General features: G+C 63.2%; 21 protein-coding genes and 1 tRNA gene. 5 read left to right on the top strand and 17 right to left on the bottom strand.

All coding sequences use genetic code 11. The features are described from left to right. The first annotated feature begins 1 nt into the window (after position 1). Positions 2–2797, top strand: a complete 2796-nt coding sequence (locus tag VK792_RS13900) for a BPTD_3080 family restriction endonuclease (protein WP_326298150.1) — start codon at positions 2–4, stop codon at positions 2795–2797. Positions 2798–3090: 293 nt separating this feature from the next. Here the strand turns inward: VK792_RS13900 and VK792_RS13905 are convergent. The 7 genes from VK792_RS13905 to dctP form a co-directional block, all read right to left on the bottom strand. After that, positions 3091–3180 (bottom strand) — tRNA-Ser (locus VK792_RS13905). Between the two features lie 55 nt (positions 3181–3235). Further along, complete coding sequence (gene ade / locus VK792_RS13910) at positions 3236–4930, bottom strand: adenine deaminase (RefSeq protein WP_326298151.1); 1695 nt, start codon at positions 4928–4930, stop codon at positions 3236–3238. A 55-nt stretch (positions 4931–4985) separates the two neighbouring features. Next, on the bottom strand, positions 4986–5702 hold the full coding sequence (locus VK792_RS13915; RefSeq protein ID WP_326298153.1) for a gamma-glutamyl-gamma-aminobutyrate hydrolase family protein: 717 nt from the start codon (positions 5700–5702) through the stop codon (positions 4986–4988). Further along, the gene (locus VK792_RS13920; RefSeq protein WP_326298154.1) at positions 5699–6634 is read right to left on the bottom strand and encodes an amidoligase family protein; all 936 of its coding nucleotides are present in this window, start codon (positions 6632–6634) and stop codon (positions 5699–5701) included. The genes VK792_RS13915 and VK792_RS13920 overlap by 4 nt, the downstream gene beginning before the upstream one ends. Before the next feature lie 35 nt (positions 6635–6669). Next, a complete protein-coding gene (locus tag VK792_RS13925; protein ID WP_326298155.1) occupies positions 6670–8070 on the bottom strand; it encodes a TRAP transporter large permease in 1401 nt (466 codons plus the stop codon). 4 nt (positions 8071–8074) lie between these two features. After that, positions 8075–8704, bottom strand: coding sequence for a TRAP transporter small permease subunit (locus VK792_RS13930; RefSeq protein ID WP_326298156.1), 630 nt, complete (start codon positions 8702–8704; stop codon positions 8075–8077). A 168-nt stretch (positions 8705–8872) separates the two neighbouring features. Then, positions 8873–9877 carry a TRAP transporter substrate-binding protein DctP gene (dctP, locus tag VK792_RS13935; RefSeq protein ID WP_326298157.1) on the bottom strand — a complete coding sequence of 335 codons (1005 nt, stop codon included), beginning with the start codon at positions 9875–9877 and terminating at the stop codon, positions 8873–8875. A 532-nt stretch (positions 9878–10409) separates the two neighbouring features. On the opposite strand from dctP, the gene VK792_RS13940 reads away from it, so the two are divergent. Further along, entirely contained in the window at positions 10410–11096 is a 687-nt protein-coding gene (locus VK792_RS13940; protein ID WP_326298178.1) for an adenylate kinase, read from the top strand. A 61-nt stretch (positions 11097–11157) separates the two neighbouring features. Here VK792_RS13940 and nagA read toward each other — a convergent pair whose 3' ends face one another. Further along, positions 11158–12294, bottom strand: coding sequence for an N-acetylglucosamine-6-phosphate deacetylase (gene nagA, locus VK792_RS13945; RefSeq protein WP_326298158.1), 1137 nt, complete (start codon positions 12292–12294; stop codon positions 11158–11160). Beyond that, positions 12291–13163: a glucosamine kinase nucleotide-binding domain-containing protein gene (locus tag VK792_RS13950; protein ID WP_326298159.1), complete on the bottom strand. Its 873-nt coding sequence runs from the start codon at positions 13161–13163 to the stop codon at positions 12291–12293. Before VK792_RS13950 ends, nagA begins: the two co-directional genes overlap by 4 nt. Before the next feature lie 252 nt (positions 13164–13415). On the opposite strand from VK792_RS13950, the gene serS reads away from it, so the two are divergent. Together serS and VK792_RS13960 are read left to right on the top strand one after the other, a co-directional pair. Further along, on the top strand, positions 13416–14708 hold the full coding sequence (gene serS, locus VK792_RS13955) for a serine--tRNA ligase (RefSeq protein ID WP_326298160.1): 1293 nt from the start codon (positions 13416–13418) through the stop codon (positions 14706–14708). 7 nt (positions 14709–14715) lie between these two features. Continuing rightward, the gene (locus VK792_RS13960; protein WP_326298161.1) at positions 14716–15417 is read left to right on the top strand and encodes a TspO-related membrane protein; all 702 of its coding nucleotides are present in this window, start codon (positions 14716–14718) and stop codon (positions 15415–15417) included. Between the two features lie 166 nt (positions 15418–15583). Here the strand turns inward: VK792_RS13960 and phoB are convergent, their stop codons facing one another. The 6 genes from phoB to VK792_RS13990 all read right to left on the bottom strand — a co-directional run bounded on the left by phoB (position 15584) and on the right by VK792_RS13990 (position 21746). Continuing rightward, positions 15584–16273 (bottom strand): phosphate regulon transcriptional regulator PhoB, encoded by a 690-nt coding sequence (gene phoB / locus VK792_RS13965; RefSeq protein ID WP_326298162.1) that lies wholly within the window; start codon positions 16271–16273, stop codon positions 15584–15586. Between the two features lie 3 nt (positions 16274–16276). Beyond that, positions 16277–17002, bottom strand: a complete 726-nt coding sequence (phoU, locus tag VK792_RS13970) for a phosphate signaling complex protein PhoU (protein ID WP_326298164.1) — start codon at positions 17000–17002, stop codon at positions 16277–16279. 11 nt (positions 17003–17013) lie between these two features. Next, on the bottom strand, positions 17014–17811 hold the full coding sequence (pstB, locus tag VK792_RS13975; protein ID WP_326298165.1) for a phosphate ABC transporter ATP-binding protein PstB: 798 nt from the start codon (positions 17809–17811) through the stop codon (positions 17014–17016). A 14-nt stretch (positions 17812–17825) separates the two neighbouring features. Then, a complete protein-coding gene (gene pstA / locus VK792_RS13980; protein WP_326298167.1) occupies positions 17826–19160 on the bottom strand; it encodes a phosphate ABC transporter permease PstA in 1335 nt (444 codons plus the stop codon). Next, positions 19157–20629 (bottom strand): phosphate ABC transporter permease subunit PstC, encoded by a 1473-nt coding sequence (pstC, locus tag VK792_RS13985; RefSeq protein WP_326298169.1) that lies wholly within the window; start codon positions 20627–20629, stop codon positions 19157–19159. Before pstC ends, pstA begins: the two co-directional genes overlap by 4 nt. Before the next feature lie 88 nt (positions 20630–20717). Further along, the gene (locus tag VK792_RS13990) at positions 20718–21746 is read right to left on the bottom strand and encodes a substrate-binding domain-containing protein (RefSeq protein WP_326298171.1); all 1029 of its coding nucleotides are present in this window, start codon (positions 21744–21746) and stop codon (positions 20718–20720) included. Between the two features lie 409 nt (positions 21747–22155). On the opposite strand from VK792_RS13990, the gene VK792_RS13995 reads away from it, so the two are divergent. Beyond that, on the top strand, positions 22156–23319 hold the full coding sequence (locus VK792_RS13995) for a glycosyltransferase family 61 protein (RefSeq protein ID WP_326298173.1): 1164 nt from the start codon (positions 22156–22158) through the stop codon (positions 23317–23319). Positions 23320–23343: 24 nt separating this feature from the next. On the opposite strand, the gene VK792_RS14000 is transcribed toward VK792_RS13995, so the two are convergent. After that, entirely contained in the window at positions 23344–24384 is a 1041-nt protein-coding gene (locus VK792_RS14000; protein ID WP_326298174.1) for an ATP-binding protein, read from the bottom strand. Beyond that, positions 24381–25562 carry a trans-sulfuration enzyme family protein gene (locus tag VK792_RS14005; RefSeq protein WP_326298175.1) on the bottom strand — a complete coding sequence of 394 codons (1182 nt, stop codon included), beginning with the start codon at positions 25560–25562 and terminating at the stop codon, positions 24381–24383. Before VK792_RS14005 ends, VK792_RS14000 begins: the two co-directional genes overlap by 4 nt. Positions 25563–25795: the final 233 nt, after the last annotated feature.

Raw genomic sequence — 25795 nt, forward strand, 5'->3', positions numbered from 1 at the left:
CATGTCCCTGATCATCAACCGCCCGTGGGAGCGGCCTGAGCAGCATTGGGTCGAGGGCAAAGGCGGCAAGCTGGAGATCAAGCCGGAGCGGCGGCCTGCGAGCTACGAGGTCTTTGATGCGCGCAACAACACCAAGCGGACAGAAGTGCTGGCCATGGTCAACACGATCCGCGACCGCGTTGATCAGTGGCGAGAGGATGGCTATCCGGGCGTGACCATCGTGACACGCAAGCTGTTGGAGCATTGGCACGACGAGGATGCGCGCCAGCACCCGTTCTATTTCTGCCAGTTGGAAGCGATTGAGACACTGATCTGGTGGGTCGAGGGCGCGGAGGCCTACAAGCAAGGCATCCATGTGCCCGGCGATGGCGGTGCTTGGGAGCGGCTTTGCAACAAGATGGCCACCGGTGCGGGCAAAACGACAGTGATGGCAATGATCATCACCTGGCAAGTTTTAAACGCGCTGACCTATCCGAAGCGGAACAAGGACTTCAGCCGCGCGGTGTTCATCGTTGCGCCGGGCTTGACCGTGAAAGGCCGGTTGCAGGTGCTGATGCCGTCTGAGGGCAGTTACTACGATGAGTTCAATCTGTGTCCATCGGAGTCGATGCGCCAGAAGCTGAACCAAGCCGAAGTGCTGATCGAAAACTGGCACACTCTGATGCCGTTGAAAGAGGTGCAGCGCTCGGTCGTTCAGAAGGGCAAGGAATCGGACGAGGCTTTCACCCGGCGCGTTCTGGGCAAGCTGGCGGCCCACAAGGACATCATCGTCATCAACGACGAGGCGCACCACGCCTATCGCAAGCCGCCCGAGGTGAAGATCAGCAAGAAGGCGGCCGCCGAACAGGGCATTGACCTGGACGAGGCCACACGCTGGATCGAGGGGCTCGACCGCATCCACAAAACGCGGCGCATCCAGCGCTGTTTTGATCTGTCCGCGACGCCCTTTGCCCCAACCGGGAAGAAGAGCACCGATACGGCGCTGTTCGACTGGATTATATCAGATTTTGGGCTGAACGATGCGATTGAGGCCGGTCTGGTGAAAACGCCGCGTGTCGTGGTGCGCGACGACGCCGTCCCGGACGCCAAGACACTCCGCTCGAAGCTCTACCACATCTACCGGGATCCGTCCGTCTCCGAGGATCTAAACCGTGCCAAAGCTGAACCGCACGAAGCGCTCCCAAAGTTAGTGCAGGACGCTTATACCTTGCTTGGGGCAGATTGGCGTGAGGCGGCGAAGGACTGGGCCGAAGCTGGTCATCACTCTCCGCCGGTCATGTTGACGGTCTGCAACCGAACAGAGACAGCCGCCAGGATCGAGAACTATTTCAACCAAGGTGATGCCCATTGGCCGGAGCTCCAGGCCCCGAAAAAGACCCTACGCGTGGATTCGAAGGTGCTGGACAAGGCGGAAATTGGTGAGGCCGCGACGTCGGACAAAGCATATGATCAGCGCCTACAAGAGATCGTCGAAGCATCCAGCATCCCGGAGACCAGGAAAAGCCAGCTCGGTGAGTTGAAGAAGGAAGAACTGCTGCGCGAAATCATCGACAATGTCGGCAAGCGCGGCCAGGCAGGCCAAGACCTCCAAAAAGTGATTTCGGTCGCAATGCTATCTGAGGGATGGGACGCAAAGAACGTTACCCATATCATGGGGCTACGCGCCTTCACTTCCCAACTTCTCTGTGAACAAGTCGTTGGTCGCGGTTTGCGGCGGGTGTCCTATGACACTGACGAGAGCGGCCTGTTCCTGCCCGAATACGTCAACGTCTTCGGCGTGCCGCTCTCGATCTCGGAGACTGGCGAAGGCGGTGAGGCGCCGCCACCCCCGAAGCCCACCACTCAGATCGAAGTGGTGCCCGACCGTGCACATCTGGAACTTCGCTGGCCGAACGTGCTGCGCGTGGAGACGGTCGTCAAACCCGAACTCGACATCGACTGGAGCAAGGTCCAGCCGCTCGTGCTCGATCCTGCAAGCACACCGATCAGCGCCGAACTCGCCCCGGCGCTCGGCGGCGCGACGGACATGGGCAAGGTCACAGCGATCGACCTCGAGAAGCTACCGGACGGCTTCCGTCTGCAGCGCCTCGTATTCCAGGCTGGCCGGAAGGCATTTGCCGAGCTAAGCCATGGGTTCACTGGCACCAACGAGTATCTGGCGGCGCAGCTGGTCAGAATCGTCGAGGCATTCCTCAACTCCGACCGCCTCGACATTCCGTCGCTGTTTCACTCCGATCCTCTTCGGCGGCGGATCCTGATCGCGCTTAACATCGATCTCGTGGTCCAGAATGTGCTGAGCAACGTGACCGAGCAGAACACGGAACGCCTGACGCCGGTGTTCGACGAGGAAAACCCGATAGGTGCAACCGGGTTGATGCGCACCTGGTACACGACCAAGCCGTGCTTCCCGACGAGCAAGTCGCACATTAGTCATCTGGTGGGAGACTCTGCGTGGGAAGGCCACGCAGCCAACGTATTCGAGAAGCGCGATGACGTTCTTGCATTCGCCAAGAACGATCACCTCGGTTTCCAGATCTACTACATGTGGGCGGGCTCGCGGCGGCGATACGTCCCGGACTTCCTTGTCCGCCTTGCTGGCGGCACGATCCTCGCGCTCGAGATCAAGGGCACCGACAGCCCTCAGAATAAGGCGAAGCGGGACGCGCTGAACGAATGGGTGAAAGCGATCAACGCAGCCGGCGGTTTCGGGCGCTGGGCTTGGGATGTCGCGTTCAAGCCGGGCGAGGTGCAGGACATCATCACGAAGCACGCGGCCGTCGCCGAGCCAGCAGAATAGAGCTGGCGTTTCGGCCGGAGCGCGACAGAGATGTTCGATCCCGGTTCCGTCTCGATGCGCCACCGGCATCGAAGTGTTTAGGTTGGGTTTTGAATTTATCTCTGAATTTCAGGAGCTTGCAGGCTCTACACCAAGTCCGCGAAGTCGAGAGGTCCGGAGAATATCGGCCCTGAGAGACCGCTTCCGTGCCTCTTGGCGCAGGTGCCAGTGTTCAGCCCCACCCGCATAACCCTCGAAAACAACGGAAAAATCCGGCCGCAGCCGGATCGGGAGAACGCTTTCGCGAGGGCAAGTGGCGGAGAGGAAGGGATTCGAACCCTCGAGACGGTTTCCCGCCTACACACTTTCCAGGCGTGCGCCTTCGACCACTCGGCCACCTCTCCGCCGGCGGGTTTATCGGAAACCCACAACCAGATGCAAGGGGCAAAACCTGTGAAATCAGGCGATGATCTCGAACTTGGTCACATCGACCATACCGCGGTCGGTGATCTTGAGCGCGGGGATCACCGGAAGGGCCAGGAAGGCCAGTTGCAGGAAGGGTTCGTGCAGCACCACGTCCAGAGATTTCGCCGCATCGCGCAACGAAACCAGGTGGTCACGGACCTCTTCGAAACTGGCAAGGCTCATCAGCCCGGCCACCGGCAACGCCAGTTCGGCCAGAACCTTGCCGCCCTGCGTCACCACGAACCCGCCTTCCAGGTCCGACAGCCGGTTTGCAGCCAGCGCCATGTCGGCGTAGTCGACGCCGACACAGGCAATGTTGTGATGATCGTGGCAAACGGTCGAGGCAATGGCCCCCGACGTCATCCCGAACCCGCGCACGAAGCCGGTGGCGATGTTGCCGTTCCTGCCATGACGTTCGACCACGGCAATGCGCACAAGATCGCGGGCGGGATCGGGGCGCTTGTCGCCGTCTTCGATGGCGATCTCTTCGAACAGGTGACGCGTGATGATCTTGCCTTCGATGATGCCGATCACATCCGTTTCGGTCTTGTTGCCGGAGTGGCGGAAATCCTGCGCGGTCACCTTCAGCGCCTTGACCGAGCCACGGCCCACCGGTTCGATCCACTCGCGGGCGGCAAAGGCCGCGTCATTGGCAACCACCCCGCCACAAAGGACCAGCTGCGCATGGCAGCCTTCCAGGCTGTCGATAGCAACGATATCGGCGCGCTTGCCGGGGGCGATGATGCCGCGATCCTTCAGACCGAACGCCTCGGCACCGGACAGGGTGGCGGCGCGATAGGCAGCCAGTGGCGGCGTGCCCTGGGCGATCAGTTCGCGGATCATGTAGTCCAGATGACCGAATTCGGCGATGTCCAGCGGATTGCGGTCATCGGTGCACAGGCACATGTAAGGCGCGGTGCGTTCGGTCAGCAGCGGCTGCAGCGCGTGCAGGTCTTTTGACACCGATCCTTCGCGGATCAGCACGCGCATCCCCTTGCGCAGCTTTTCCAATGCCTCTTCCGCTGTGGTCGCCTCGTGTTCGGTCCGAATGCCCGCCGCGACATAGGCATTCAGGTCCTTGCCGGACAGCAGCGGGCAATGGCCGTCGATATGGCCGCCCTGAAACAGCCGCAGCTTGTCCATCGCCTGAGGGTCGCGAAAGATCACTCCGGGATAGTTCATGAACTCCGCCATCCCGATGCCGGACGGATGCCCCATCAGCTCTGCCAAATCCGCAACCAGCAATTCGGCACCTGCGGTTTCCATATGGGTAGACGGCACGCAGGACGACAGCTGCACCCGGATGTCCATCAGCGTGTGGCGGCTGGCCTGCTGGAAATAGCGAATGCCCTCTGCACCGATCACGTTTGCGATTTCATGCGGGTCGCAGATCGTGGTGGTCACACCCCGCGGGGCGACACAGCGGTCGAATTCATAAGGCGTGATGCAGCTGGATTCGATGTGCAGGTGGGTGTCGATGAATCCCGGCACAAGGATCAGGCCGGTGACGTCGATCACCTCTTTGCCGGTATAGTCGGCACAGATGCCGACAATGGTATCGCCGCAGATCGCCACGTCACCGTCCAGCATCTCTCCAGTGATCAGGTCGAAGATGCGTCCACCGCGCAGGACCTTGTCCGCCGGTTCATCGCCCCTGCCCTGCGCGATGCGCCGTTCCAGATCCGCCATACCGCCTGCTCCTTGCCCGTCTTTACGGCACAGAGTGACAGAGCGCGCGCCCGCGTCAAGCGCCCCGGCGCCGCGGCGTTGCCGCAGCGATCTGACGGCGGCGACTGGCCTGCACGCCGGCCGCCCTGACAAGCGCGCGGAACAGCTTGCGGTGGTCGGACCGGTAAAACAGATGTTCCGGGTGCCACTGCACCCCCAGAGCAAAGGGATCGCGGTCACGTTCCACCGCCTGGATCATCCCGGACCGGTCGCGGGCCGAAACGCGCAGACCGCGTCCCAGGGTGTCGACGGCCTGTGAATGCAACGCATTCACGCGCAGTTCGTCATGTTCAGTGATCTGCCACAACAGCGTACCGGGCACCACCTGCACCGTCTTGAGTGGCAAGACCGTGTCGCGCCGGGCGATGCCGAAGCTGCCGTAGGCGTCCTGATCCAGCGTTCCCCCCAGCACCACGTTTAGCATTTGCGCCCCGCGGCAAATCCCCAGCACCGGCAGACCACGCCTGAACGCCCCCCGCAGCACCGCGCGCTCCATGGCGTCGCGCGCAGGGTCGATCCGCGCGCTCATCGCCAGTTCACCGCCGTAAAGCGTGGGGGCAATGTCGTCGCCGCCTCCGATCACCACACCGTCCACCCGGTTCAGCGCCACATCGCGGGCGCGCTTCCAGCGAAGCGCGCGTCCCCCGCCAAGGCGGATCGACAGCGCGATCAACGGAAAGACGCGCCAGCCGGACCGGCGCGAAACGGTGACTCCAATCACCGGGCGGGTCATGCGTCCAGCACCTCCTGGCAGCGCACCGCCCAGGCAGCGCGACCGCCGCTGATCCCGGCCCGATGGGTTTGCCACGCCATCGCAAGCGCTTGCAACCGGTGCGGATCATCCGCCAGGCCTTCAACCGCGACCCATCTGTTCCACGGAACCGCAAGCGACCAGTCCGGCTCTCCGATCCGGCAATCGGGCAAGCGGTAATGCCATGTGGGCCGGGCCGAGATCGAGTCCATCCCCACTTGCGCCGCCACCCGGTCATGATCGATATGGGCAAACAGGCACATCAGATCCAGCCCATGGTTCCGCGACCGTGTGTATCCCAGGTAAAGGTCGATCAAAGCCGCGACATCCCGTGGCGGGTCGCTTACCAGCGCATCGACAAAACCGCGCGGCCACGGATCGACAAAAGGCAACAGGCGGCGCGACAGGTCCAGATCGGCCTGTGCGCGGATCATGTCTTCGCATAATGCATAGGCGGTGATGACAGGCAGCAAATCGTCCAGCGTCTGGCCCCACACCTCTGGATTGAAGTGTACGCCGAACCCCAGAAGCCAGCCTTCCTCGGTTCCGCGCGCCCCTGCCGCGGCCAGCGTACCGACAACACGGTCAAGCACCGGCAACTTGTCCTGCGTCAGCGGCTCTGTCACGATTTCGACCGGTACCACCAACCGTGCCATATCCATCGCGGCGTCCCCCAGCAGGCGCTGCGCGTTTTCGCGGAACCGTATATCGAGATACACCTGCGTTTCGCCCAACGCGTCGCAACGGTGCAGGTAATCCGCGTGCGCCACCTTGCTGACTACGCCGCCCAGCGTGTCTTGCAGCACGTCGGCTGCGGCCGCCTCGGACAGGCCGCTGAACTCGATTTCGACACCGATATGTCGGGGGGTACCGCGCGTTGTCTCCCCACGCGGCAAGGGCTTGAACTTCAGCATGGGGCAAGGGTAGTTCCCTGCCCCACGCAGTCAAGTCAGGCCAGCGATGGCAACCAGATCACGATCGACGGGAACGCCACCAGAAGTGCGATGGTCACAGCATCGGCGATGAAAAACGGGGTCACGCCACGGAACACATCCTGCACCGAAAGTTCCGGGCGCACGCCGGCAACGACGAAGCAATTCAGGCCGATGGGCGGCGTGATCAGACAGAATTCCGCCATCTTGACCACAAGGATCCCGAACCAGACCGCACACATGGTGCCCGACATGCCAAACGCGCTTTCCGCAGCGGTCACGGACTCGCCCCCGTTCAGGGCCATGACCGCAGGGTAGACCACCGGCAGCGTCAGCAGCAGCATTCCGATGGCGTCCATGAACATGCCCAGTACGGCATAGGCCAGCAGGATGCAGATCAGGATCGTCATCGGCGAATAGTGCAGGCTGGTCAGCCAGTCCGAGAAGGCCGCCGGCAGGTTGGCAAAGCCAAGGAAGCGCACATAGATCAGCACGCCCCAGATGATCGAAAAGATCATTGCCGACAGTTTCGCCGTTTCGATCAGCGCCTCTTTCAGTTCCGCCCACTTGATGCCCCGTATCAGCGCCATCAGGAAGACGATGAACGCCCCCACCGCACCGCCTTCGGTCGGGGTGCCCCAGGCATCGCCGCCGAACGGGTTGTAGACGAAAAAGATGATGATCACGACCACCAGAACGATGGGCAGCGCCGGCGGCAAACTGACCAGCCGCTCTTTCCAGGTAAAGCCACGCACCGGCGGGCCAAAGCCCTTGATCGTCAACGCCATGCCGATGATCAGCAGCGTATAGATGATCGCCGAGAACATGCCGGGAATGAACCCGGCAAGCAGCAGCTTGCCCACGTCCTGTTCCACGATGATCGCATAGATCACCAGGATTGCCGATGGCGGGATCAGGCTTGCCAGCGTCCCTGCGGCCGCCACGACGCCCGCCGCGAACCGCTTGTCATAACCGATCTTGGTCATCTCTGGAATGGCGATGCGGGCAAAGACAGCAGCCGTCGCAACCGAAGCCCCCGACACCGCGGCAAAGCCCGCGGTGGCAAAGACCGTCGATACCGCCAACCCGCCCGGCACCCAGGCGATCCAGCGTTTCGCCGCCTCGAACAAGGCGCGTGTCAGTCCGGCGTAATAGGCCAGGTATCCGATCAGGATGAACGTCGGGATCAGCGACAGTGCCTGACTGGCAACCTTGCCATGGGGCACCTGCCCGGCGGTCTTGACCGCCACGGTGAGCGCCCAGCCGAAATCTTCGGGGTCATAGCCTTTCTTCGACCAGAAAATCCAGATCAGGCCGATCATCCCGGTCAGCGCCGCCGCAAAGGCCACGCGCATCCCCAGGACAACCATGACCAGCATGAAGCCGGTGACCCAAAGGCCGATTTCAATCGGTGTCATGTCGTCAGTCCCTACCTTCGATCTGGCTGGCCTCTGCGGCGGCCTGCTCTGCAACGCTCTGGATCAGCGGCACAGCTACCGGTTCCGGCAGGCCCTTGACGAAGGCCCGGCCAAAGCCCCAGGCCTGAAGCGTCAGGCGCAGGCACAGAACGCTGAATGCAATCGGCGCAAGCAGTTTGGCAGGCCACAGCGGCAAGCCGATGTCGATCGTGCTGTCGCGCGACCAGTTCGGCTTGGTCATGTCAAAGCTGCGGTCGAAATGGCTGTAGGTGCCCCAGACCAGCAGGATCATCAGCCCCAAGACCAGAACCGTTGTCAGAAATTCGAAAAACCACAGCGTGCGGCCACGCAGCGCGCCCACCACGATATCCATGCGGATATGTCCGCCCAGCCTCTGCACATAGCTGACGCCAAGGAAGGCAATCAGCGGCATGGCCTGTTCGATCCAGTCGACATAGCCGCGCAGCGGTTCATTGAAGAAATTCCGTCCCGTCACCGAAACCACCGCAAGGACCATCAGTCCAAATACGGTCAGCCCGGCAATCAGCGCCATCACGCGCTCGAGTTTGCTCAGCATCCGGTCAAGGCGGCTGAGTGTGCTGTCGTCCTCCAGCACGGCGGATGCACCGGCCATTGGGGTCTCCTTGAGATCACCGGCGCTACGCCGGTCTGTCCAACGAAGCCCGCCCCGTTCTGGGTCGCGTCCACGGTCTTGCCAGACCGTCAGGCGCGCTCAGCACCGGGGCGGGTGTTGCGTAAGGTCGGGGCCCGGACAATTGCCCGGGCACCCTCACCACAAGGCTCAGTTGCCAGCGCGGACTTTTCCAAGCGTCGAGAAGACGAGGTCATAAAGTTCCTGTGCGGGCAGACCCTGGGCCGTCATGTCGGCAATCCATGCCTTGTGGATCGGCTCGCCGCCCACTTTCTTGAACTCGGCCAGCTGCTCGTCAGAGATGACAACCTTCTTCACACCCTTTTCGGCCAGAATGCTGTCCCACTTCTTCAAAAGCTCGCCATAGTTTTCGAGGTAATAGGCAATCGCCTCGTCAACCGAACTGTCGAGCGCTGCGCGCTCGGCATCGGTCAGCGCTTCATAGGCGTCGATGTTCACCACGACCGGACAGTTCACCGTGCCGGGGTTCAGGTTTTCGGTCCACCAGGTGGCCTGATTGATGGTGCCGAAGGACAGATGGGCGTGCTGAGCAAAGGCCACGGTGTCAACGACGCCGGATTCCATCGCCTGATAGGCTTCGGACGACGTGACGGAGGTCGGAACAGCACCAACCGCGGTGAACGCCTTGCCGATCCCGCCGGTCGCGCGCACGCGCATGCCGTCGAATTCCGCCAGTTTGTCGCGCGGATTGCCGGTCCCGACCAGATTGTATTGCGGCATCGGGCTGGTCATCAGCATCTTGGCATTCCACTGGGCCATTTCCTCGGCCACGGCGGGGTGGGCATAGATCGCGTGGCTGACGGCCACTTCTTCGTCCAGGTTGCGGACCCCCAGGAAGGGCAGTTCGAGCACGGTGATCGCGCGGTTCTTGTCGGCATGGTAGCCGGCACAGAACTGCGCCATTTCGAAGGCGCCGATGGAAATCCCGTCAAGGTTTTCGGTGTTCTTGGACAGGCCGCCATAGCTGATGTTCATCGTGAACTCGCCATTGGTCTTTTCGGCGACCAGGTCGGCCAGCTTGTGGATGTGCTCTGTGAAGGCGCGGCGCGAGCCCCAGACCGAAACGTTCCATTCCGTTGCCATTGCTTCGGTGGCAAAGGTGGTCGCGAGCGCAGCCACGGTCAGATGTTTCATGGTGATTTTCATAGATTGACCTCCCGTTAGGTGCTGACGGTTTTTTCCGCCTTGGCAGGTAACCTAGCGAAAAGGTCAGGCGGTGCAAGCTTCCGAAACAGGGTTTCCGCAAGACAGACACAAGAATCGGTTCTGTGCGCATCTTCCCACCACATGCCGCAGTTTTCGTATTTTGTACGGATCGGCCCGTGAACCTGACAGACCCTGAACACGGGATGCCGTGGTACACCTTGGCACACCGACGCTGAACGCTGGTCAACAAAAGACCTTTTCATTGTCAGTCGGTTGGCAGGCGGCGTCGATCAAAATTGACAAATTCGAATGCCGCTCTGAGAATTTGTTTTCAAAATTTTCGATCACAAACAAAAGGTTATTTAGAAATTTTCAAACCCGGGTATGCTTCGCGCAACGACCCGAACGGGCGCCGGAGGAGACAGACAGCACAGCCCCACATCCCGCACCTCGGGATGGCCGTGCCCATGCCGACCCCGCGGCGCACCAGCGAACGCCAACTGAACAGGGAAAGCCCATGATGGACGGCACTCAATCCAGCGCAACTTCTCCGGTCCTGATCCTGCTTGGCCCCCCGGGCGCGGGCAAGGGCACGCAGGCGCGGCTACTGGAAGACAGGTTCGGACTTGTCCAGCTTTCGACCGGCGACCTGCTGCGCGCCGCCGTGGCGGCAGGGACCGAGGCGGGCAAGCAAGCCAAGGCGGTGATGGAAGCCGGTGATCTGGTCAGCGACGACATCGTGATCGCGATCCTACGCGACCGTATGGCAGAGCCCGATTGCACCCGCGGCGTGATCCTTGACGGCTTTCCCCGCACCACGGTGCAGGCAGAGGCATTGGATGCGCTTCTGGCCGAAAGCGGTCAGAAGATCGACGCGGCCATCAGCCTTGAGGTTGACGACGCACAGATGGTGACCCGCGTGTCGGGCCGATATACCTGCGCGGCATGTGGCGAAGGCTATCATGACACGTTCAAGCAGCCCGAGGTTGCCGGCACCTGTGACAAATGCGGCAGCACCGATTTCAAGCGTCGGGCCGACGACAATGCCGAAACGGTCTCCAGCCGGCTGGAGGCCTATCATGCCCAGACCGCGCCGCTGATCGCCTATTACGATGCGCAAGGCGCGCTCAGCCGGGTGGACGCGATGGGGTCGATCAACAACATCTCGGGCGCGTTGGCGGCACTGGTGGAAAAAACCGTCGGCTGACGGACACGCCCCGTATCGAAACACGGCACGCCCCGGGCAAGGTCCAGGGCGTTGCACGTTGTCAAATCAGCGTCGCCCCGCGCCAGACCTGGCGCACAGCCAGGTCCGAAGACAGCAGTGCGAAATCCGCCCGACTGCCAGGTGTCAGCCGCCCAAGGTCGCCGCGCCCGATCAGATCCGCCGGAATACGCGTTGCCATCGCCAGCGCCTGCGCCAATGGCACACCGGCCTGCCCGACCATCACCGCGACCGCGGTTGGCAAATCCAGATCGGCCCCTGCCAGTGTACCATCCTCAAGTGTCAAGCGCCCCTGCCCGCGCAGGATTCGACGGCCGTTCAATGTGAATTCCGTTGCGTCGCTGCCCGCCACGGCCATGGCATCGCTGACAAGGAACAGTCGGTCGCCCATCACCCCCGCCGCCAAAGCCAGGTTGGCAGGATGCACGTGGATCCCATCGGCGATGATCCCCGCTGAGAGCCCGGTCAAGGTCAGCGCTGCACCGGCCACCCCTGGATGGCGGCCCTCGACCTGCGACATGGCGTTGAACAGATGCGTGACGCACCGCGCCCCCGCTTGCGCGGCCGCAGCCACGTCTTCATAGCGCGCCTCGGCATGGCCGAGCGACACCAGCACCTCGGCCTCTGCCAGCGCGGCGATCTGCGACGCACTGGCCGCGGCCGGCGCAAGCGTGATCTTGAGCATGGGCAGGCGCGCGGCGGCCGCGCGATAGAACCGCAGGTCGGCGTCGGTCATCGGCCGGATCAGCGCCGCGTCGTGCGCCCCCTTTCGGCGTGCGTCAAGATGCGGGCCTTCCAGATGCAGCCCGGCCACACCTTCGACGTTCTGGCATGCCTCGACCGCCGCATCGACGGCCGCCTCTACGACCTCGGGTGCGTCGGTGATCAGCGTCGGCACTATGGAGGTGGCGCCCGACCGGCCATGCGCCCTTGCCATCATGCGCAGCGTCTGTACATCCGGCGCATTGTTGAACAAACGCCCGCCGCCGCCGTTCACCTGAAGATCGACAAAACCCGGGGTCACGATGCCCGCGCCCAGCGCGGTTTTTTGCACATCGGCTGGCACGTCGGATTGCGGCACGATGGCCAGAACCCGCCCGCCGTCGGTCAGCACCGCCGCGACATCATGCAGAAGCGTTCCGTCGAAGATACGATCGGCCAGAAAGGCCCGGCGACTCACGCCCCGGCCTCCGCTCCATGGTGCAGTCTGGCCAGGGCCAGCGCACCATCCAGCGACGCACCGGCAGGTTCCACCAAATCCGCCACCATCGGGGCGGGCAGGTAATGATGGTAATAAGCGCCCAGTTTGCCCGGCAGGCAGATCGGTTGGCCTTCCGTCCAGCCCAGCACCAAAAGCGCCTTTTCGATCCAAGCCGCCCCGTCTGCCATCAACGCACGGCCCTGCGGATCCCCTGCTTCTGCGGCGCCCGCAAGCCCCGGTGCAAGCCTGGCATATTCATTGGGCAGCGCATCGCGCGCGAAATCGACGATCGCGGCCGGGCCGCCCATTTCATCCAGCACCGCTTCGGTCAGCGCCGTCTGCGGCACCAGCCCGTCGTGGGCATGCATCGACATCCGCAACAGGCCGCGTCCCAGCCAGGCACCTGACGCTTCATCCCCCAGGGTCAGACCCCAACCGCCGATCCCCGTCACCTCTGCCCCGATCTTGCGGGCAAAGAACGACCCGGTCCCGATGGAAGCGACAAACCCGTCACGCGCGCCCAGGGCACCAAACACCATGGCGTTTCGGTCATCTTCGACCACCGCCCCGTCAAACGGCAATGCACGCGCCAACGCCTTGGCGTCAGCCTCGGTCACGATGCCTGCGACGCCAAGATAGGCTTGGGCGCTGCACACCGTGCCCAGCGACAGTTTTGCCTTGTCGGCCAGCTTTTGCGCGGCGTCGAGGATCGCACCGGCACAGGCATCGGCATCAGTTGTGAAATTGGCGCCCGCACCGAAGTAATCGACGCGCCTGTGGCCATCCGACCAAGCGATCCGACAGGTGGTGCCGCCGCAATCCACCCCAATAAAAGCCCCCTGAGTCATGGCCCCTGCATAGCCCGCAGCGCAGGGTCTGAACAGGGGGATCGTACAGTACCCGACCTGAGTCTGTACGCTGTTTCCATACCGGGAACAATCGGGCCCTGCGAGGGTATTTGTCCTTGTTTTGGCTGCCCGTCAAACAGGCAACTCCTCTCGGCTGCGCGCCGGATCGCGCAGAGCTTAACCCTTGCCCTACCGCTTGGTTGCAAACTACGGCATAAGGCGCATGCGACTCGAATTTGAAGGAAGAGACCGATGCATGATATCCGTGCCATCCGCGAAAACCCCGCCGCTTTCGACGCGGCGCTGGCGCGTCGTGGGGCGGATCCCTTGTCGTCGGATGTCCTGCGCCTGGACGAGGCGCGCCGCACCGCGATCCACGCCGCAGAAACCGCCCAGGCTGAGCAGAACAAGGCCAGCAAGGACGTCGGCGCCGCCAAGGCCAAAGGTGACGAGGCTGAATTCGAACGCCTGCGCGCGTTGGTGGCCGAGAAAAAAGCCGAAGTGGCCGAGATGCAGGCCCGCGCGAAAGAACTGGACGCCCAGCTGACCAACCTTCTGATGACGGTGCCCAACACCCCGCTGGCCGACGTACCGCCGGGCGCCGATGAAGAAGACAACGTCGAAATCCGCCGCTGGGGCACCCCGCGCGTCTTCGATTTCCAGCCGGTCGAACATTACGAACTCGCTGGCGTCAAACCCGGCATGGACTTCGAAACCGCTGCCAAACTGTCGGGGGCACGTTTCGTTGTGCTGTCCGGCGCGGTGGCGCGCATTCACCGTGCGCTGGCACAGTTCATGCTCGACACCCATGTCGAAGAGCACGGCCTGAGCGAGACCTGGACTCCGGTTCTGGTACGCGAGGACATGATGCTGGGCACCGGACAACTGCCGAAATTCGGGGAAGACAGCTATCAGACCACCAATGGCTGGTGGCTGGTGCCCACCGCCGAAGTCACGCTGACCAATATCGTGCACGGCCTGACCGTGGATGAAGGCAGCCTGCCGCGCCGCTACGTTGCCCATACGCAATGTTTCCGATCCGAAGCGGGCAGCGCCGGCAAGGACACAGCCGGCATGCTGCGCCAGCACCAGTTCGAAAAGGTCGAAATGGTGTCGGTTACGCACCCCGATCAGTCGATGGCCGAACACGCCCGCATGACCGGCTGTGCCGAAACCATCCTGCAAAAGCTGGGCCTGCCCTATCGCACCGTCGTTCTATGCACGGGCGACATGGGGTTTGGCGCCACCAAGACCCACGATATCGAGGTCTGGTTGCCCGGTCAGAACACCTATCGCGAAATCAGCTCTGTCTCGGTCTGTGGCGATTTCCAGGCGCGCCGGATGAACGCTCGCTTCAAGCCGGCGGGCGGCGGCAAACCGGAATTCGTGCACACGCTGAACGGTTCGGGCCTGGCGGTTGGACGATGCCTGATCGCGGTCCTGGAAAACGGCCAGCAGGCCGATGGCTCGGTCGAGCTTCCGCAAGCCCTGCACCCCTGGCTGCGCGGCAAGACCCGGCTGACGGCCGAGGGCACGCTGGTTTGACGCAGGCATGAACCGGCTCTGGTCCATACTCCTTCTGGTTGCCGCGGTGTTCTTCGCCGCCTCTCCCTGGTTCAGCGCCGGGTTCAACGGCTTTTCGCCCGATCAGTTCCCGATCCCGCAACAATCGCCGCCGGTGCAGCCTGCGGGCTATGCCTTTGCGATCTGGGGGCTGATCTATGCCTGGCTGATCGCCGGCGCTCTCTTTGGCCTGTTGCGTCGCGCCGACGACCCGGACTGGAGCGCGATGCGTCCGCCGTTGTTCGTCAGTCTGGCCATCGGGGCGGCCTGGATCCCGGTGGCAAACCTGTCACCGATCTGGGCCACCGTCCTGATCTGGCTCATGCTCGCCTCGGCACTTCTGGCGCTCTACCGTGTCGGCGACACCGACCGCTGGTGGCAACAGGCCCCCGTTGCGATCTATGCCGGTTGGCTGACGGCGGCGTCCTGCGTGTCGATCGGCTTGCTGCTGGGCGGCTATGGCTGGCTGCCGGAAACCTTCGCCGCGCTGGTGGCTCTGGGTCTGGCGCTGGCGCTTTCGGTCACCGCGCAATACCGACTGCACCGCGCCCCGGAATACGGGCTGACGGTAATCTGGGCACTGGTCGCGGTGATCGCGGCGAACTGGACCCCACCCAATATCGCGGTCTCGGGCCTTGCGCTGATCGGGATCATCGCCATCCTGGCGCTGCGCGGCACCGACACGGAATAACCCGGCCCGTCTTTGGTTTTCCAAATACCTCGGGGGTGAATGGCGCCGCAGGCGACAGAGGGGGCGGCGCCCCCTGATCCGCTTTTCCAGAGAAAAAGCTGGCAAAGCGCGCGCCCAGGGCGCGCTCCGCCTGACAGTTCAATCGCAAGTCGAACGCGCTGACCGGTCAGCCCAGCGCATAGCCCGCGCCACGCACCGTGCGTAGCGGGTCGTCTCCGCCGTGGATGCACAGCGCCTTGCGCAGCCGGCCGATATGCACGTCCACCGTCCGGGTATCGACATAGATGTCCCGGCCCCAGACACGGTCCAGCAACTGTTCACGCGACCACACCCGGCCCGGCTTTTCCATGAAGGTCGCCAGCAGGCGAAATTCGGTCGGGCCCAGCTTGAGATCCTGTCCATCGCGCGTCACGCGGTGGGTTTCGGAATCCAGACGGATGTCCTCGTAGTCCAGCACCTGCCCAACGGATGACGGCCGCGTGCGGCGCAGGTGCGCGCGCACACGCGCCATCAACTCGGCCACGGAATAGGGCTTGACCACATAATCGTCCGCGCCGGTTTCAAGGCCCCGGACGCGGTCCACCTCTTCGCTGCGGGCCGACAGCATGATCACCGGCAGGTTGCGGGTGTCGGGGCGCATCTTCAACTGACGACAGACTTCGATGCCAGAGACATTGGGCAACATCCAGTCCAGCAGGATCAGGTCGGGCTGCTCTTCCTCGGCCAGCAAAAGCGCGCTTTCCCCATCCTCGGCCCGCGCCACCCGAAAGCCCTCAGCCTCCAGGTTATAGCTCAGAACCTCGCGCTGCGACGGCTCGTCCTCGACCACAAGGACCGTAGGCTGATCGGCCGACATCGCTTATTTTCCCGTCAGTGGCGCGGACAGCGATGCATCGACGGCAGTCACGTCCCGTTTCTTGCGCGCCTCTTCGGGCCGCTTGCCCTCGACCAGAAAGACCACCTGTTCGCAGATCGAAGTGATGTGGTCGCCCATGCGTTCGATATTCTTGGCGATGAAATGCAGATGCATGCACGGGGTGATGTTGCGCGGATCTTCCATCATGAAGGTCAGGTATTCGCGGAACACTGCGTTATACATCTGGTCGACATCGCTGTCGCGTTCGATCACGTCCAGTGCCAGGTTGGAATCGCGCTGGATATAGGCATCCAGCCCGTCCTTCAGCATCAGTTCGACCTCGCGCGCCATGCGCTTGATCGAGGTCCCGGCCCCGTCGACGTCTGCCATGTGCATCAGCACACTGGTGCGCTTGGCCAGGTTCTTGGCCAGATCCCCCATGCGCTCCAGGTTGCCCGAAATCCGCATCACCGACAGCACGATCCGCAGGTCGGTGGCGGTTGGCGCGCGCAATGCGATCACACGGGCGGCCTCGTCGTTGATCTGGTCTTCCAGCGCATCGATGGCCTTGTCCCCAAGGCGCACCTGCTCGGCCAGTTCCTCGTCCCTGTTGACCAGCGACAGCGCGGCATCGCGGATCGCGATTTCGACCAGGCCGCCCATTTTCATGATCTGGGCCTGAATACCTTCGAGATCTCTGTCGAAGACCGAAGCGATATGTTGCTGCATCTTTCTCTCCCTTAGCCGATCCGGCCGGTGATGTAAGATTCCGTGCGCGGATCCTCGGGGTTGGTGAAGATCTTCGACGTGTCGTCATATTCGACAAGGTTGCCCAGGTGGAAGAACGCAGTCTTCTGGCTGACGCGGGCGGCCTGCTGCATCGAGTGCGTGACAATCACCACGGAATAGTCCTGACGCAGTTCGTCGATCAGTTCCTCGACCTGTGCGGTGGCAATCGGGTCCAGCGCCGAGCAGGGTTCGTCCATCAACAGCACCTCGGGTTCAGTGGCCACCGCGCGGGCGATGCACAGACGCTGCTGCTGTCCGCCGGACAGGCCGGTGCCGGGCTGATTCAGCCGGTCCTTGACCTCATCCCAGATGGCGCCACGGCGCAGGGATTTCTCGACGATCACATCCAGGTCGGCCTTGGATTTGGCCAGACCGTGGATGCGCGGGCCATAAGCGATGTTGTCGTAGATCGATTTGGGGAACGGGTTCGGCTTCTGGAACACCATGCCCACCTTGGCGCGCAATTGCACGGGGTCGACCCGCTTGTCATAGATGTCTTCGCCGTCCAGCAGGATATCGCCTTCGACGCGGCAGACGTCGATAGTGTCGTTCATCCGGTTCAGGCACCGCAGGAAGGTGGACTTGCCACAGCCCGACGGACCGATGAATGCGGTGACCGTCTTGTCCTGGATGTCGACGTCGACATCCTTGATGGCATGGGTGTCGCCATAATAAACCTGCACCGCGCGGGCTGCGATCTTCACTTCGGTCACGTCGGTTTCCCTTTTCGTATAAGGCGCATCGTACATAGTGGCCCCTCCCGTTACCAGCGCCGCTCGAACCTGCGGCGCAGGATGATGGCAATGATGTTCATGGTCAGCAGGAACAGCAGCAGGATGATGATCCCGCCCCAAGCCTTTTCATAAAAGCTCACGTCGGCCCGGGCTGCCCAGGTATAGATTTGCGCCGGCATGGCCGAGTTCGGCTCGACGAACCCGCCGAGGAAGCCGTCGGGATAGCCACGGGCGACAAAGCCCACCATCCCGATCAGCAGCAGCGGCGCGGTTTCGCCCAGCGCCTGCGCCAGACCGATGATCGTCCCGGTCAGGATCCCCGGCATGGCCAGCGGCAGCACATGGTGGAACACCGCCTGCATCTTCGAGGCCCCCACGCCCAGCGCGGCGTCGCGGATCGACGGCGGCACCGATTTCAGCGACGCGCGGGTCGAGATGATGATCGTCGGCAGGGTCATCAGCGTCAGCACCAGCCCGCCCACCAGCGGCGCCGATTGCGGCAGGTGCATGAACTGGATGAACACGGCCAGGCCCAGGATACCGAAGACGATGGACGGCACCGCGGCAAGGTTCGAGATATTCACCTCGATCAGGTCGGTAAACTTGTTCTGCGGCGCGAATTCCTCAAGATAGATCGAAGCGGCCACACCGATGGGCAGCGACAGGACCAGCACCACCAGCATCATGAAGAACGAACCGACGACAGAGGCGCCGATGCCCGCGCCGCCGGGGTTGTCCACACCCGAATCCGCACCGGTGATGAAGGCCATGTTGAAAGCCTGCTTCATGATCCCGGCCTTGGCCAGCGCGTCGACAAGATCCAGATCGCTCAGTTCCAGGAAGCGGCTGTCTTCCAGCGTTTCGCGCGTCACCCGGCCCTTGAAATAGCCGTCCACGCGGCTTGATGCAGGCAGGCTGAACGCCACCGGCTTGCCCAGTTTGGTTTCATCCGCACGATAGAATTCGCGCAATTCACCCCCGACCTTGCCCAGAAGGCGCTCGATCGCGGTGTCATCCACATCGGCCTGCAAACCCTTTTCGGTCAGGGCCAGTTTCAGCGCATTCACGAACAGACCAGAGTAGGCCTTGGTCTTGAAAAGCTGTTTTTCAGCCTCGTCATATTGTTCCTGCGTCAGGGTGAAGTCGATTTCCACCACGGTTCGGGTAAAGGCGGGCGCGCCGGACCGCACGATGGACACGGCCAACACCACCAGGAAGAACAAGCCGATCAGGATGGCGACCATTCCGTATGCCTTGAACCGCGCCTCGGAAGCGTTGCGCTTTTTGGTCCGCGCGTCTTGCGTGTGCAGGGATCTTGCCTTGTGCGGCGCGGGGGCTGCACCTTCGAAACTTGCGTCGGTCATTCGTACTGCTCCCGGTATTTGCGCACGATATAAAGGGCGAAGACGTTCAGCCCCAGCGTCAGGACGAACAGGGTCATGCCAAGGGCAAAGGCCACCAGCGCCTCGGGCGAGGCGAAATCGGCGTCGCCGGTCAACTGACTGACGATCTTGGCGGTGACGGTGGTCATGGCGTCGAACGGGTTCAGCGACAGACGCGCGGCGGCCCCTGCCCCCAGAACGACGATCATGGTTTCGCCGATGGCGCGGCTGGCCGCCAGCAGGATGGCACCGACGATCCCCGGCAGGGCCGCGGGCAGAACCACCTGCTTGATGGTTTCCGACTTGGTCGCGCCAAGGCCGTAGGACCCGTCGCGCATCGCCTGCGGCACGGCGTTGATGATGTCATCGGACAGCGAACTGACGAAGGGGATCAGCATGATGCCCATCACAAGGCCCGCGGTCATGACAGCGGTGCCCGACTGCATCCAGTTCAGCCCCTCTTTGCCGAAGATCGACATCAAGAGCGGACCGACGGTCAGCAGGGCGAACAGGCCATAGACGATGGTCGGGATCCCGGCCAGCACTTCCAGCATCGGCTTGGCAAAGGCACGGACACGAGGGCCTGCATATTCGGACAGGTAGATCGCGGCAAACAGACCGATCGGCACCGCCACGGCCAGCGCGACGATCGAGATATAGAATGTCCCCCACAGCAGCGGCAGCACGCCAAGTTCGGAACTGCCGCCCCGGCCGGAAAAGCTGGGCGCCCAGCTGGTGCCGAAAAAGAAGTCCTGCCAGGGGTACAGGGTGAAGAATTCCCAGGTGTTGAACACCAGCGACAGCACGATGCCCACGGTGGTCAGGATGGCGATCATCGCCGCCCCGACCAGCAGCGCCAGCACACTTTTTTCCACCGTGTTGCGGGCGCGGAATTCACCGTGGCTTTCCCGCACACCCCAAACCGCCCCGGCAATCGCCAGAGCGATCACCGCGATGGCCATATAGAGCGCCCCGGCGGCGTTCAGGATCCGGTATTCCTGCGCCGCACGCAGCACCGGCTGGGTGATCTGCGACGTGACGATCTGGCCCGCATCCTTCAGCCGCTGGGTGATGTCGTTGAAATCGGCCCGGGCATTGCGCGCGAAGTCTTCGGTCATGTCCCCGGCGGCAACCGCATTGTCCAGACCATCGGCGGCGCGGCGCACTTCGGCCATCACCAGCCCGCGGCTGGAACCATCGGCAATCGCGTTCTCGGGGATCATGGCTGACACCACCGAATTGACATAGGCAGGCTGTGCCAGAAGCCAGAGGATCAGCAGGAAAAAGGCGGGCACAGCGGCCTTGAGCGCGACATTCGCGCCGTAGTAGCTCGGCAACGAATGCAGGTGGCGGCTGTCGCCATCCACGCTCTGCAAGGCGCGCGCTCGACCGACGACATAGCCGACAGCCGCAATCGCAAGCACGATCAGAAATAGCCAAAGAAGCGGCATGTGCCCCCCGTAGGTATCTTGGAAAAGGTCCTAAAAGGAAAAGGGGCGGCGAAATACACCGCCCCTTGGATATCCGGCAGTGGCCGAATTAGTTCATGGTTGCTTCGGCTGCGACGGCGGCCTGGGTGGCTGCCAGCTCGGGGTCCGAAACCAGGCCGTAGTTGGCCAGCGGGCCGGTCGGGCCCGCCAGTTCGTCAGCCACGAAGAACTGAGCGTACTCTTTCAGGCCGGGGATGACGCCGATATGCGCTTTCTTGACGTAGAAGAACAGCGGGCGCGACACCGGGTATTCGCCCGATGCGATGCTTTCGGTCGACGGCATGATGCCCGACATGGTGGCCACTTTCAGCTTGTCGGTGTTGTTTTCATAGAACGCCAGACCGAACACGCCGATGCCGTTGGTGTTGGCGTCGATGCGGGCCAGGGTCTCGGTGTAGTCGCCGTCGATGTCGACCGACTTGCCGTCCTGACGCACGTCGAGGCAGGCGTCTTCGGCGTCGTCTTCGGACATGCCGCCGGCAACCATGGCTGCCATTGCGCCGGTTTCTTCACAACCGACCAGCAGGACCTTTTCTTCGAACACTTCACGGGTGCCGTGCTTGGTGCCCGGGATGAACATGGCGATATCGGCGTCCGGCAGGGCGGCGTTGAACTCGTTCCACTTGGTGTGGGGGTTTTCGACAACCGCGCCGTCCACCAGAACCTTGGCGCCGATGGCGTTGAAGATGTCAGCCGGTTCGAACGCGGTGAAGGCCGGGCCGGACTTCTGCGAGGCGAACACGATGCCGTCATAGCCGATGCGGACTTCGATGATGTCGGTCACACCGTTTTCGGCGCAGGCCTTGATTTCCTTGTCGCGGATCTTGCGCGATGCGTTGGCGACGTCGATGGTGTTTTCGCCGACGCCTTCGCAGAAACGCTTCAGGCCAGCCGAGGAACCGCCCGATTCAACAACCGGCGTCGGGAAATCGGTGTTTGCGCCAAAGGCTTCTGCCACGATCGAGGCATAGGGCAGAACGGTCGACGAACCGGCAACCTGCACGTTGTCACGGGCCGCAGCGGCACCGGCGGACAGGGCTGCGATCGCCAGAACAGAGGCGGTCAGTTTGAGGGTCATAGGGAAACTCCAGATTACGTTTGATCATCCCCACGATGATCTTGGCGCGACACCTAGGGGCGATTTGCTGACCTTTTGTGACAATAACGTAACAGTTTGATGACAAGACATTCTGCGCCGCAGAATCTTGCGAAATGAAGATTTTTACATTTATTTTCTAAGTCTTAATTCTTGGAACTTCTGGCCGCACCCCTCAACGAGGATCGCAATCGGCCCGGCGAATCGCAGCTCTGTGGCATCAGATTTACGCTTTTGCAGCTTTCTGTGACGCAATGCCCGAGAATCCGTCAGCAGAAATGTGTGAAAACGTGGGTCCCCTGGTCGCGAAACGCCCGTCTTTCCGTCAAACTCTGTCCGCAATGACCCGGCATACCCGCAAAATCGCTCCGATCCCCGTCAAGAGACCACGATGACCCAGCACGCCAAGCACGATGCCGCCCAAGCAAGGGGTGCCCCGGTGCCCGAAGCAGAGTTGACACGTCCGCCGCGGCCGCACGGTGGCTGGTCGATCAGCCTGTCCCCGCTGGACAAAGCGCAAATCCTGCCGGCCCCGGCCAAACCGCCGCTGACCTTTCCCACCGGGGTGCTGACCGCGGCTGGCGCGCCTGTTCCGCAAGCCGCGGTTTGGCGCAACCGGCGCTGCATCACCCTGCCGCCGAAACCGGCCCAGAACCTCACGCCGTTAGAAGGCACCTGGCTGTGGGGCGGCTTGCTGTATGCTCATTTCGGTCACTTCATGTGTGAAAGCACCACCCGGCTTTGGGCGCTGGATCATCTCGATACGCCAGTTGACGGCGTCCTGTTCGTGTCGAAGTTCGCCCCGGAGGACGGGCTGGCCAGCTATCACCGCGATTTCCTGCGCCTGATGGGCTGCGACCTGCCGGTCCACATCGTTGACCGGCCTGTGTCCGTTGAACGGCTGATCGTGCCCGGTCAGGGCTTCGGACTGGGCGAGATGGCCGCGGGCACCGCACCGTTCCGCGCCGCGATTCAATCGCGCTTTGCCACCGGTGTGGCCCCGAGGGGTGACGAAAAGCTGTATATCTCGCGCTCGGCCATCGGTCCGCGCCGGGGCGGGCTGCTGTTCGAAACCGTGCTGGAAGATCACCTGCGGACGCAGGGCTACACGATCTTCCATCCGCAGAAACACCCGCTGGAAGAACAGATTGCACGTTACAAGGCGGCGCGCCACATTCTGGCGGCGGAAGGCTCTGCGCTGCACCTTCTGGCGATGGTTGCGCGCCGCGACCAGCGGATCGGCATGATCCTGCGGCGGCGGTCCGGCGCGACCGATACGATCAGCCTGCACCTGCGCAGCTTTGCCGGACAGGCGCCGGATCAGATCGAAGCCATTAGCCGAACCTGGATGCCCGCCGAAGGCGGCCGCAAACACATGAGCGTGGCTGAACTGGATTTCCCCGTCCTGCAGCGCCAACTGCGCGGTCTTGGCTACATCGCTGACGGCCCCGATTGGCCCGCGATCCCCGATGCCACCGCCCGGCAAGAGGTCCACTCGGCCCGGTTCCGGCGGATGATGAACTATCAACCGACCGCCTACCAAAGCGCGCCCTGAGGCCGCGCCAGCGTCGTGCCGGTCTCAGTTCATCGGCAGCAATACGGTGGCGGTCACGCCCTCGCCCCGCTTGCTGTCGATCCGCAACCGTCCCCGGTGACGGTTGATGATATGCTTGACGATCGCCAGTCCCAGCCCGGTGCCGCCCTTTTCCCGCGACCTGTGGGCATCGACGCGATAGAACCGTTCGGTCAGGCGCGGCAGGTGCACCGGGTCCACCCCTGGCCCGAAATCGCGCACCGTGATCCGGCAGCCCCGCGCGCGCAGCCGCGGTTCTTCCTGTGGCGGCGCAATCGTCAGTTCAACCCGTCCGCCGGACCCGCCGTATTTGAGCGCGTTCTCGATCAGATTGGTGAAGACCTGCCGCAACTGGTCTTCATCCCCCGGCAATTCGATCGCGTCTTCCGGGACGGTCAGCTCCAGCGTCACATTAGCCTGCTCGGCCAGCGGCGCCAACCCGTGGCAGATCGACCGCATCAACGCAACCGGATCGACCAGTGTCGTCGGACGCCGGCGTTCGTCGCTTTCGACCCGGCTCAGCGACAGCAGGTCCGCAACCAGACGGTTCATTCGCCCGGCCTCTTTTTCCATGATCGCAAGAAACCGTTCCTGGGCGGCCGGATCATTGCGCGCCGGCCCACGCAGGGTTTCGATGAACCCCAGAAGCGCGGTCAGCGGCGTGCGCAATTCGTGGCTAACATTGGCCACAAAATCGCGGCGCATCTGGACCGCCTGTTCAAGATGGGTGATGTCTTCGAACACCACCAGCACGCATTGCCCCTGTTCCAGCGTCACCGGACGCAGTGACACCCGGAAACTGGTGTCCTGTCGGCCATCATTGGTCAGGAACTGCGTCACCCGTGCCGAACCATCGCGCAAGGTCGCCTCGACCGCGTCCAGCAACGTCGGCTGGCGCAACGCGGTGATGAAATGCCGCCCGTCAATCCCGGTGCCCAGCAAAGCCCGCGCTTCGCTGTTGGCGGCCTCGATCCGCTCGTCACGCCGCACCAGCAGCGCCGGCAGCGGGATCGCCTCCAGCAGACCGGGCAGCGCGCCGGGCGTCATTGCGCACCGGCCCGTACCGCCGCCAGCCCGGCATCGAAACTTGCCATCAGCGCCTCGGGGTCCTCCAGTCCGACAGAGACGCGGAAGAACCCTTCGCTGATCCCCACCGCCTCGCGCGCCTGGGCGCTCAACGCCCGGTGCGAAGACGAGGCCGGATGCGACAACGTGGTGCCCACATCGCCCAGCGTCGGGGCAAAGGCCACGCCCGCGCAAGCCGCGGCAAAAGCATTTGCCTCGGCCCGCCCGCCGTCCAGTTCGAAGCTCATCATGTTGCCGCCGCGTCCGCGCAGCACGGATTGCGCCCGCGCCCGGTCGGGGTGATCGTCGCGGGTGGGATAGATCACCCGCTTGATCCCCGCCTGCCCGGCCAGGAGATCGGCCAGCCGCCGCGCGGTGTCTTGCGCCCGCTCATGGCGCAGTTCGAAGCTCGCCAGCCCGCGTTCGGCCAGCCAGCAGTCGAATGGGCTGGGCGTCAACCCGGTCGTCACCGCAAAAATCCGCATCTTCTCCATCAGCGCCGGATCCTTGGCCGCGACCCAGCCCAGGGTCACGTCGGAATGCCCCGCCAGAAGCTTGGTCACCGAATGCAACACCACGTCCGCCCCGCGGTCGAACGGACGTACCCCGCGCGGCGTGGTAAAGGTGTTGTCCACCACCAGCAGCACGCCCCGCGCCTTGCACAGCGCGGCGATCCCGTCCAGGTCGGCAATCCGCAACGTCGGGTTCGACACCACCTCGATCAGCACCAGCCGGGTTTCGGGCCGCAGCGCCGCCTCGACCGAGGCCAGGTCGGTCACATCCGCCAGCGACGTTGAAATCCCCAGTCGCGGCAGGTCTTCCGCCATCAGCCGCAGCGACCTGCCGTAAAGCTGATCGCCCCCCACGACGTGATCGCCGGCCTTGGTCAGCCCCAGCAACACCGCCGCCACCGCCGCCATGCCCGATCCCACGATCCAGCCATCCTCGGCCCCTTCCAGCGCATCGATCCGGCGCGCCAGCACATCGGCGTTGGGATGCCCCTCGCGCGCATAGGTATAGCCCGGCGCCTGCCCGGCGTATTGCGCATCCAGCGCATCAGGCGTGTCGCTGGCATAGACCACCGAGGGCATCAATGGCGTCACGACCGGGGTCGAGGACGAGGCCGGCAATCCGCCCGGGCGCATCAGCGTGGATTTCATGAGTCAGCTCCTGTTCGTGTATTGCCCAAGTGGTGCCACGCCCCGTCAGCCGACGCAATCAGCCTGATCGCATCCCGATATCCCGAAACGACAACGTCGCGCGCACACCGCCCTGTCTTTGGTTTTCCAAATACCTCGGGGGGTCCGGGGGGCAGCGCCCCCCCGGCGGGGGGGGGGGGGGGGGGGGCGCGGCGCCCCCCCCCGCGCGGCGCCCCCCCCCCCCCCCCCCCCGG

It is taken from the genome of Mesobacterium hydrothermale, assembly GCF_035818635.1.
GTDB classification, from domain to species: Bacteria; Pseudomonadota; Alphaproteobacteria; order Rhodobacterales; family Rhodobacteraceae; genus Mesobacterium_A; species Mesobacterium_A hydrothermale.

Excerpts from the sequence above, each read along its gene's own strand:
- VK792_RS13920 (WP_326298154.1), bottom strand. The coding sequence starts at position 6,634 with ATGCTGAAGTTCAAGCCCTTGCCGCGTGGGGAGACAACGCGCGGTACC.
- VK792_RS13995 (WP_326298173.1), top strand. The coding sequence starts at position 22,156 with ATGACCCAGCACGCCAAGCACGATGCCGCCCAAGCAAGGGGTGCCCCG.
- VK792_RS13960 (WP_326298161.1), top strand. The coding sequence starts at position 14,716 with ATGAACCGGCTCTGGTCCATACTCCTTCTGGTTGCCGCGGTGTTCTTC.
- serS (WP_326298160.1), top strand. The coding sequence starts at position 13,416 with ATGCATGATATCCGTGCCATCCGCGAAAACCCCGCCGCTTTCGACGCG.
- dctP (WP_326298157.1), bottom strand. The coding sequence starts at position 9,877 with ATGAAACATCTGACCGTGGCTGCGCTCGCGACCACCTTTGCCACCGAA.
- phoU (WP_326298164.1), bottom strand. The coding sequence starts at position 17,002 with ATGCAGCAACATATCGCTTCGGTCTTCGACAGAGATCTCGAAGGTATT.
- ade (WP_326298151.1), bottom strand. The coding sequence starts at position 4,930 with ATGGCGGATCTGGAACGGCGCATCGCGCAGGGCAGGGGCGATGAACCG.
- pstC (WP_326298169.1), bottom strand. The coding sequence starts at position 20,629 with ATGCCGCTTCTTTGGCTATTTCTGATCGTGCTTGCGATTGCGGCTGTC.
- pstB (WP_326298165.1), bottom strand. The coding sequence starts at position 17,811 with ATGTACGATGCGCCTTATACGAAAAGGGAAACCGACGTGACCGAAGTG.
- VK792_RS13990 (WP_326298171.1), bottom strand. The coding sequence starts at position 21,746 with ATGACCCTCAAACTGACCGCCTCTGTTCTGGCGATCGCAGCCCTGTCC.
- VK792_RS14000 (WP_326298174.1), bottom strand. The coding sequence starts at position 24,384 with ATGACGCCCGGCGCGCTGCCCGGTCTGCTGGAGGCGATCCCGCTGCCG.
- VK792_RS13940 (WP_326298178.1), top strand. The coding sequence starts at position 10,410 with ATGGACGGCACTCAATCCAGCGCAACTTCTCCGGTCCTGATCCTGCTT.
- pstA (WP_326298167.1), bottom strand. The coding sequence starts at position 19,160 with ATGACCGACGCAAGTTTCGAAGGTGCAGCCCCCGCGCCGCACAAGGCA.
- VK792_RS13950 (WP_326298159.1), bottom strand. The coding sequence starts at position 13,163 with ATGACTCAGGGGGCTTTTATTGGGGTGGATTGCGGCGGCACCACCTGT.
- VK792_RS13930 (WP_326298156.1), bottom strand. The coding sequence starts at position 8,704 with ATGGCCGGTGCATCCGCCGTGCTGGAGGACGACAGCACACTCAGCCGC.
- VK792_RS13900 (WP_326298150.1), top strand. The coding sequence starts at position 2 with ATGTCCCTGATCATCAACCGCCCGTGGGAGCGGCCTGAGCAGCATTGG.
- phoB (WP_326298162.1), bottom strand. The coding sequence starts at position 16,273 with ATGTCGGCCGATCAGCCTACGGTCCTTGTGGTCGAGGACGAGCCGTCG.
- VK792_RS14005 (WP_326298175.1), bottom strand. The coding sequence starts at position 25,562 with ATGAAATCCACGCTGATGCGCCCGGGCGGATTGCCGGCCTCGTCCTCG.
- VK792_RS13925 (WP_326298155.1), bottom strand. The coding sequence starts at position 8,070 with ATGACACCGATTGAAATCGGCCTTTGGGTCACCGGCTTCATGCTGGTC.
- VK792_RS13915 (WP_326298153.1), bottom strand. The coding sequence starts at position 5,702 with ATGACCCGCCCGGTGATTGGAGTCACCGTTTCGCGCCGGTCCGGCTGG.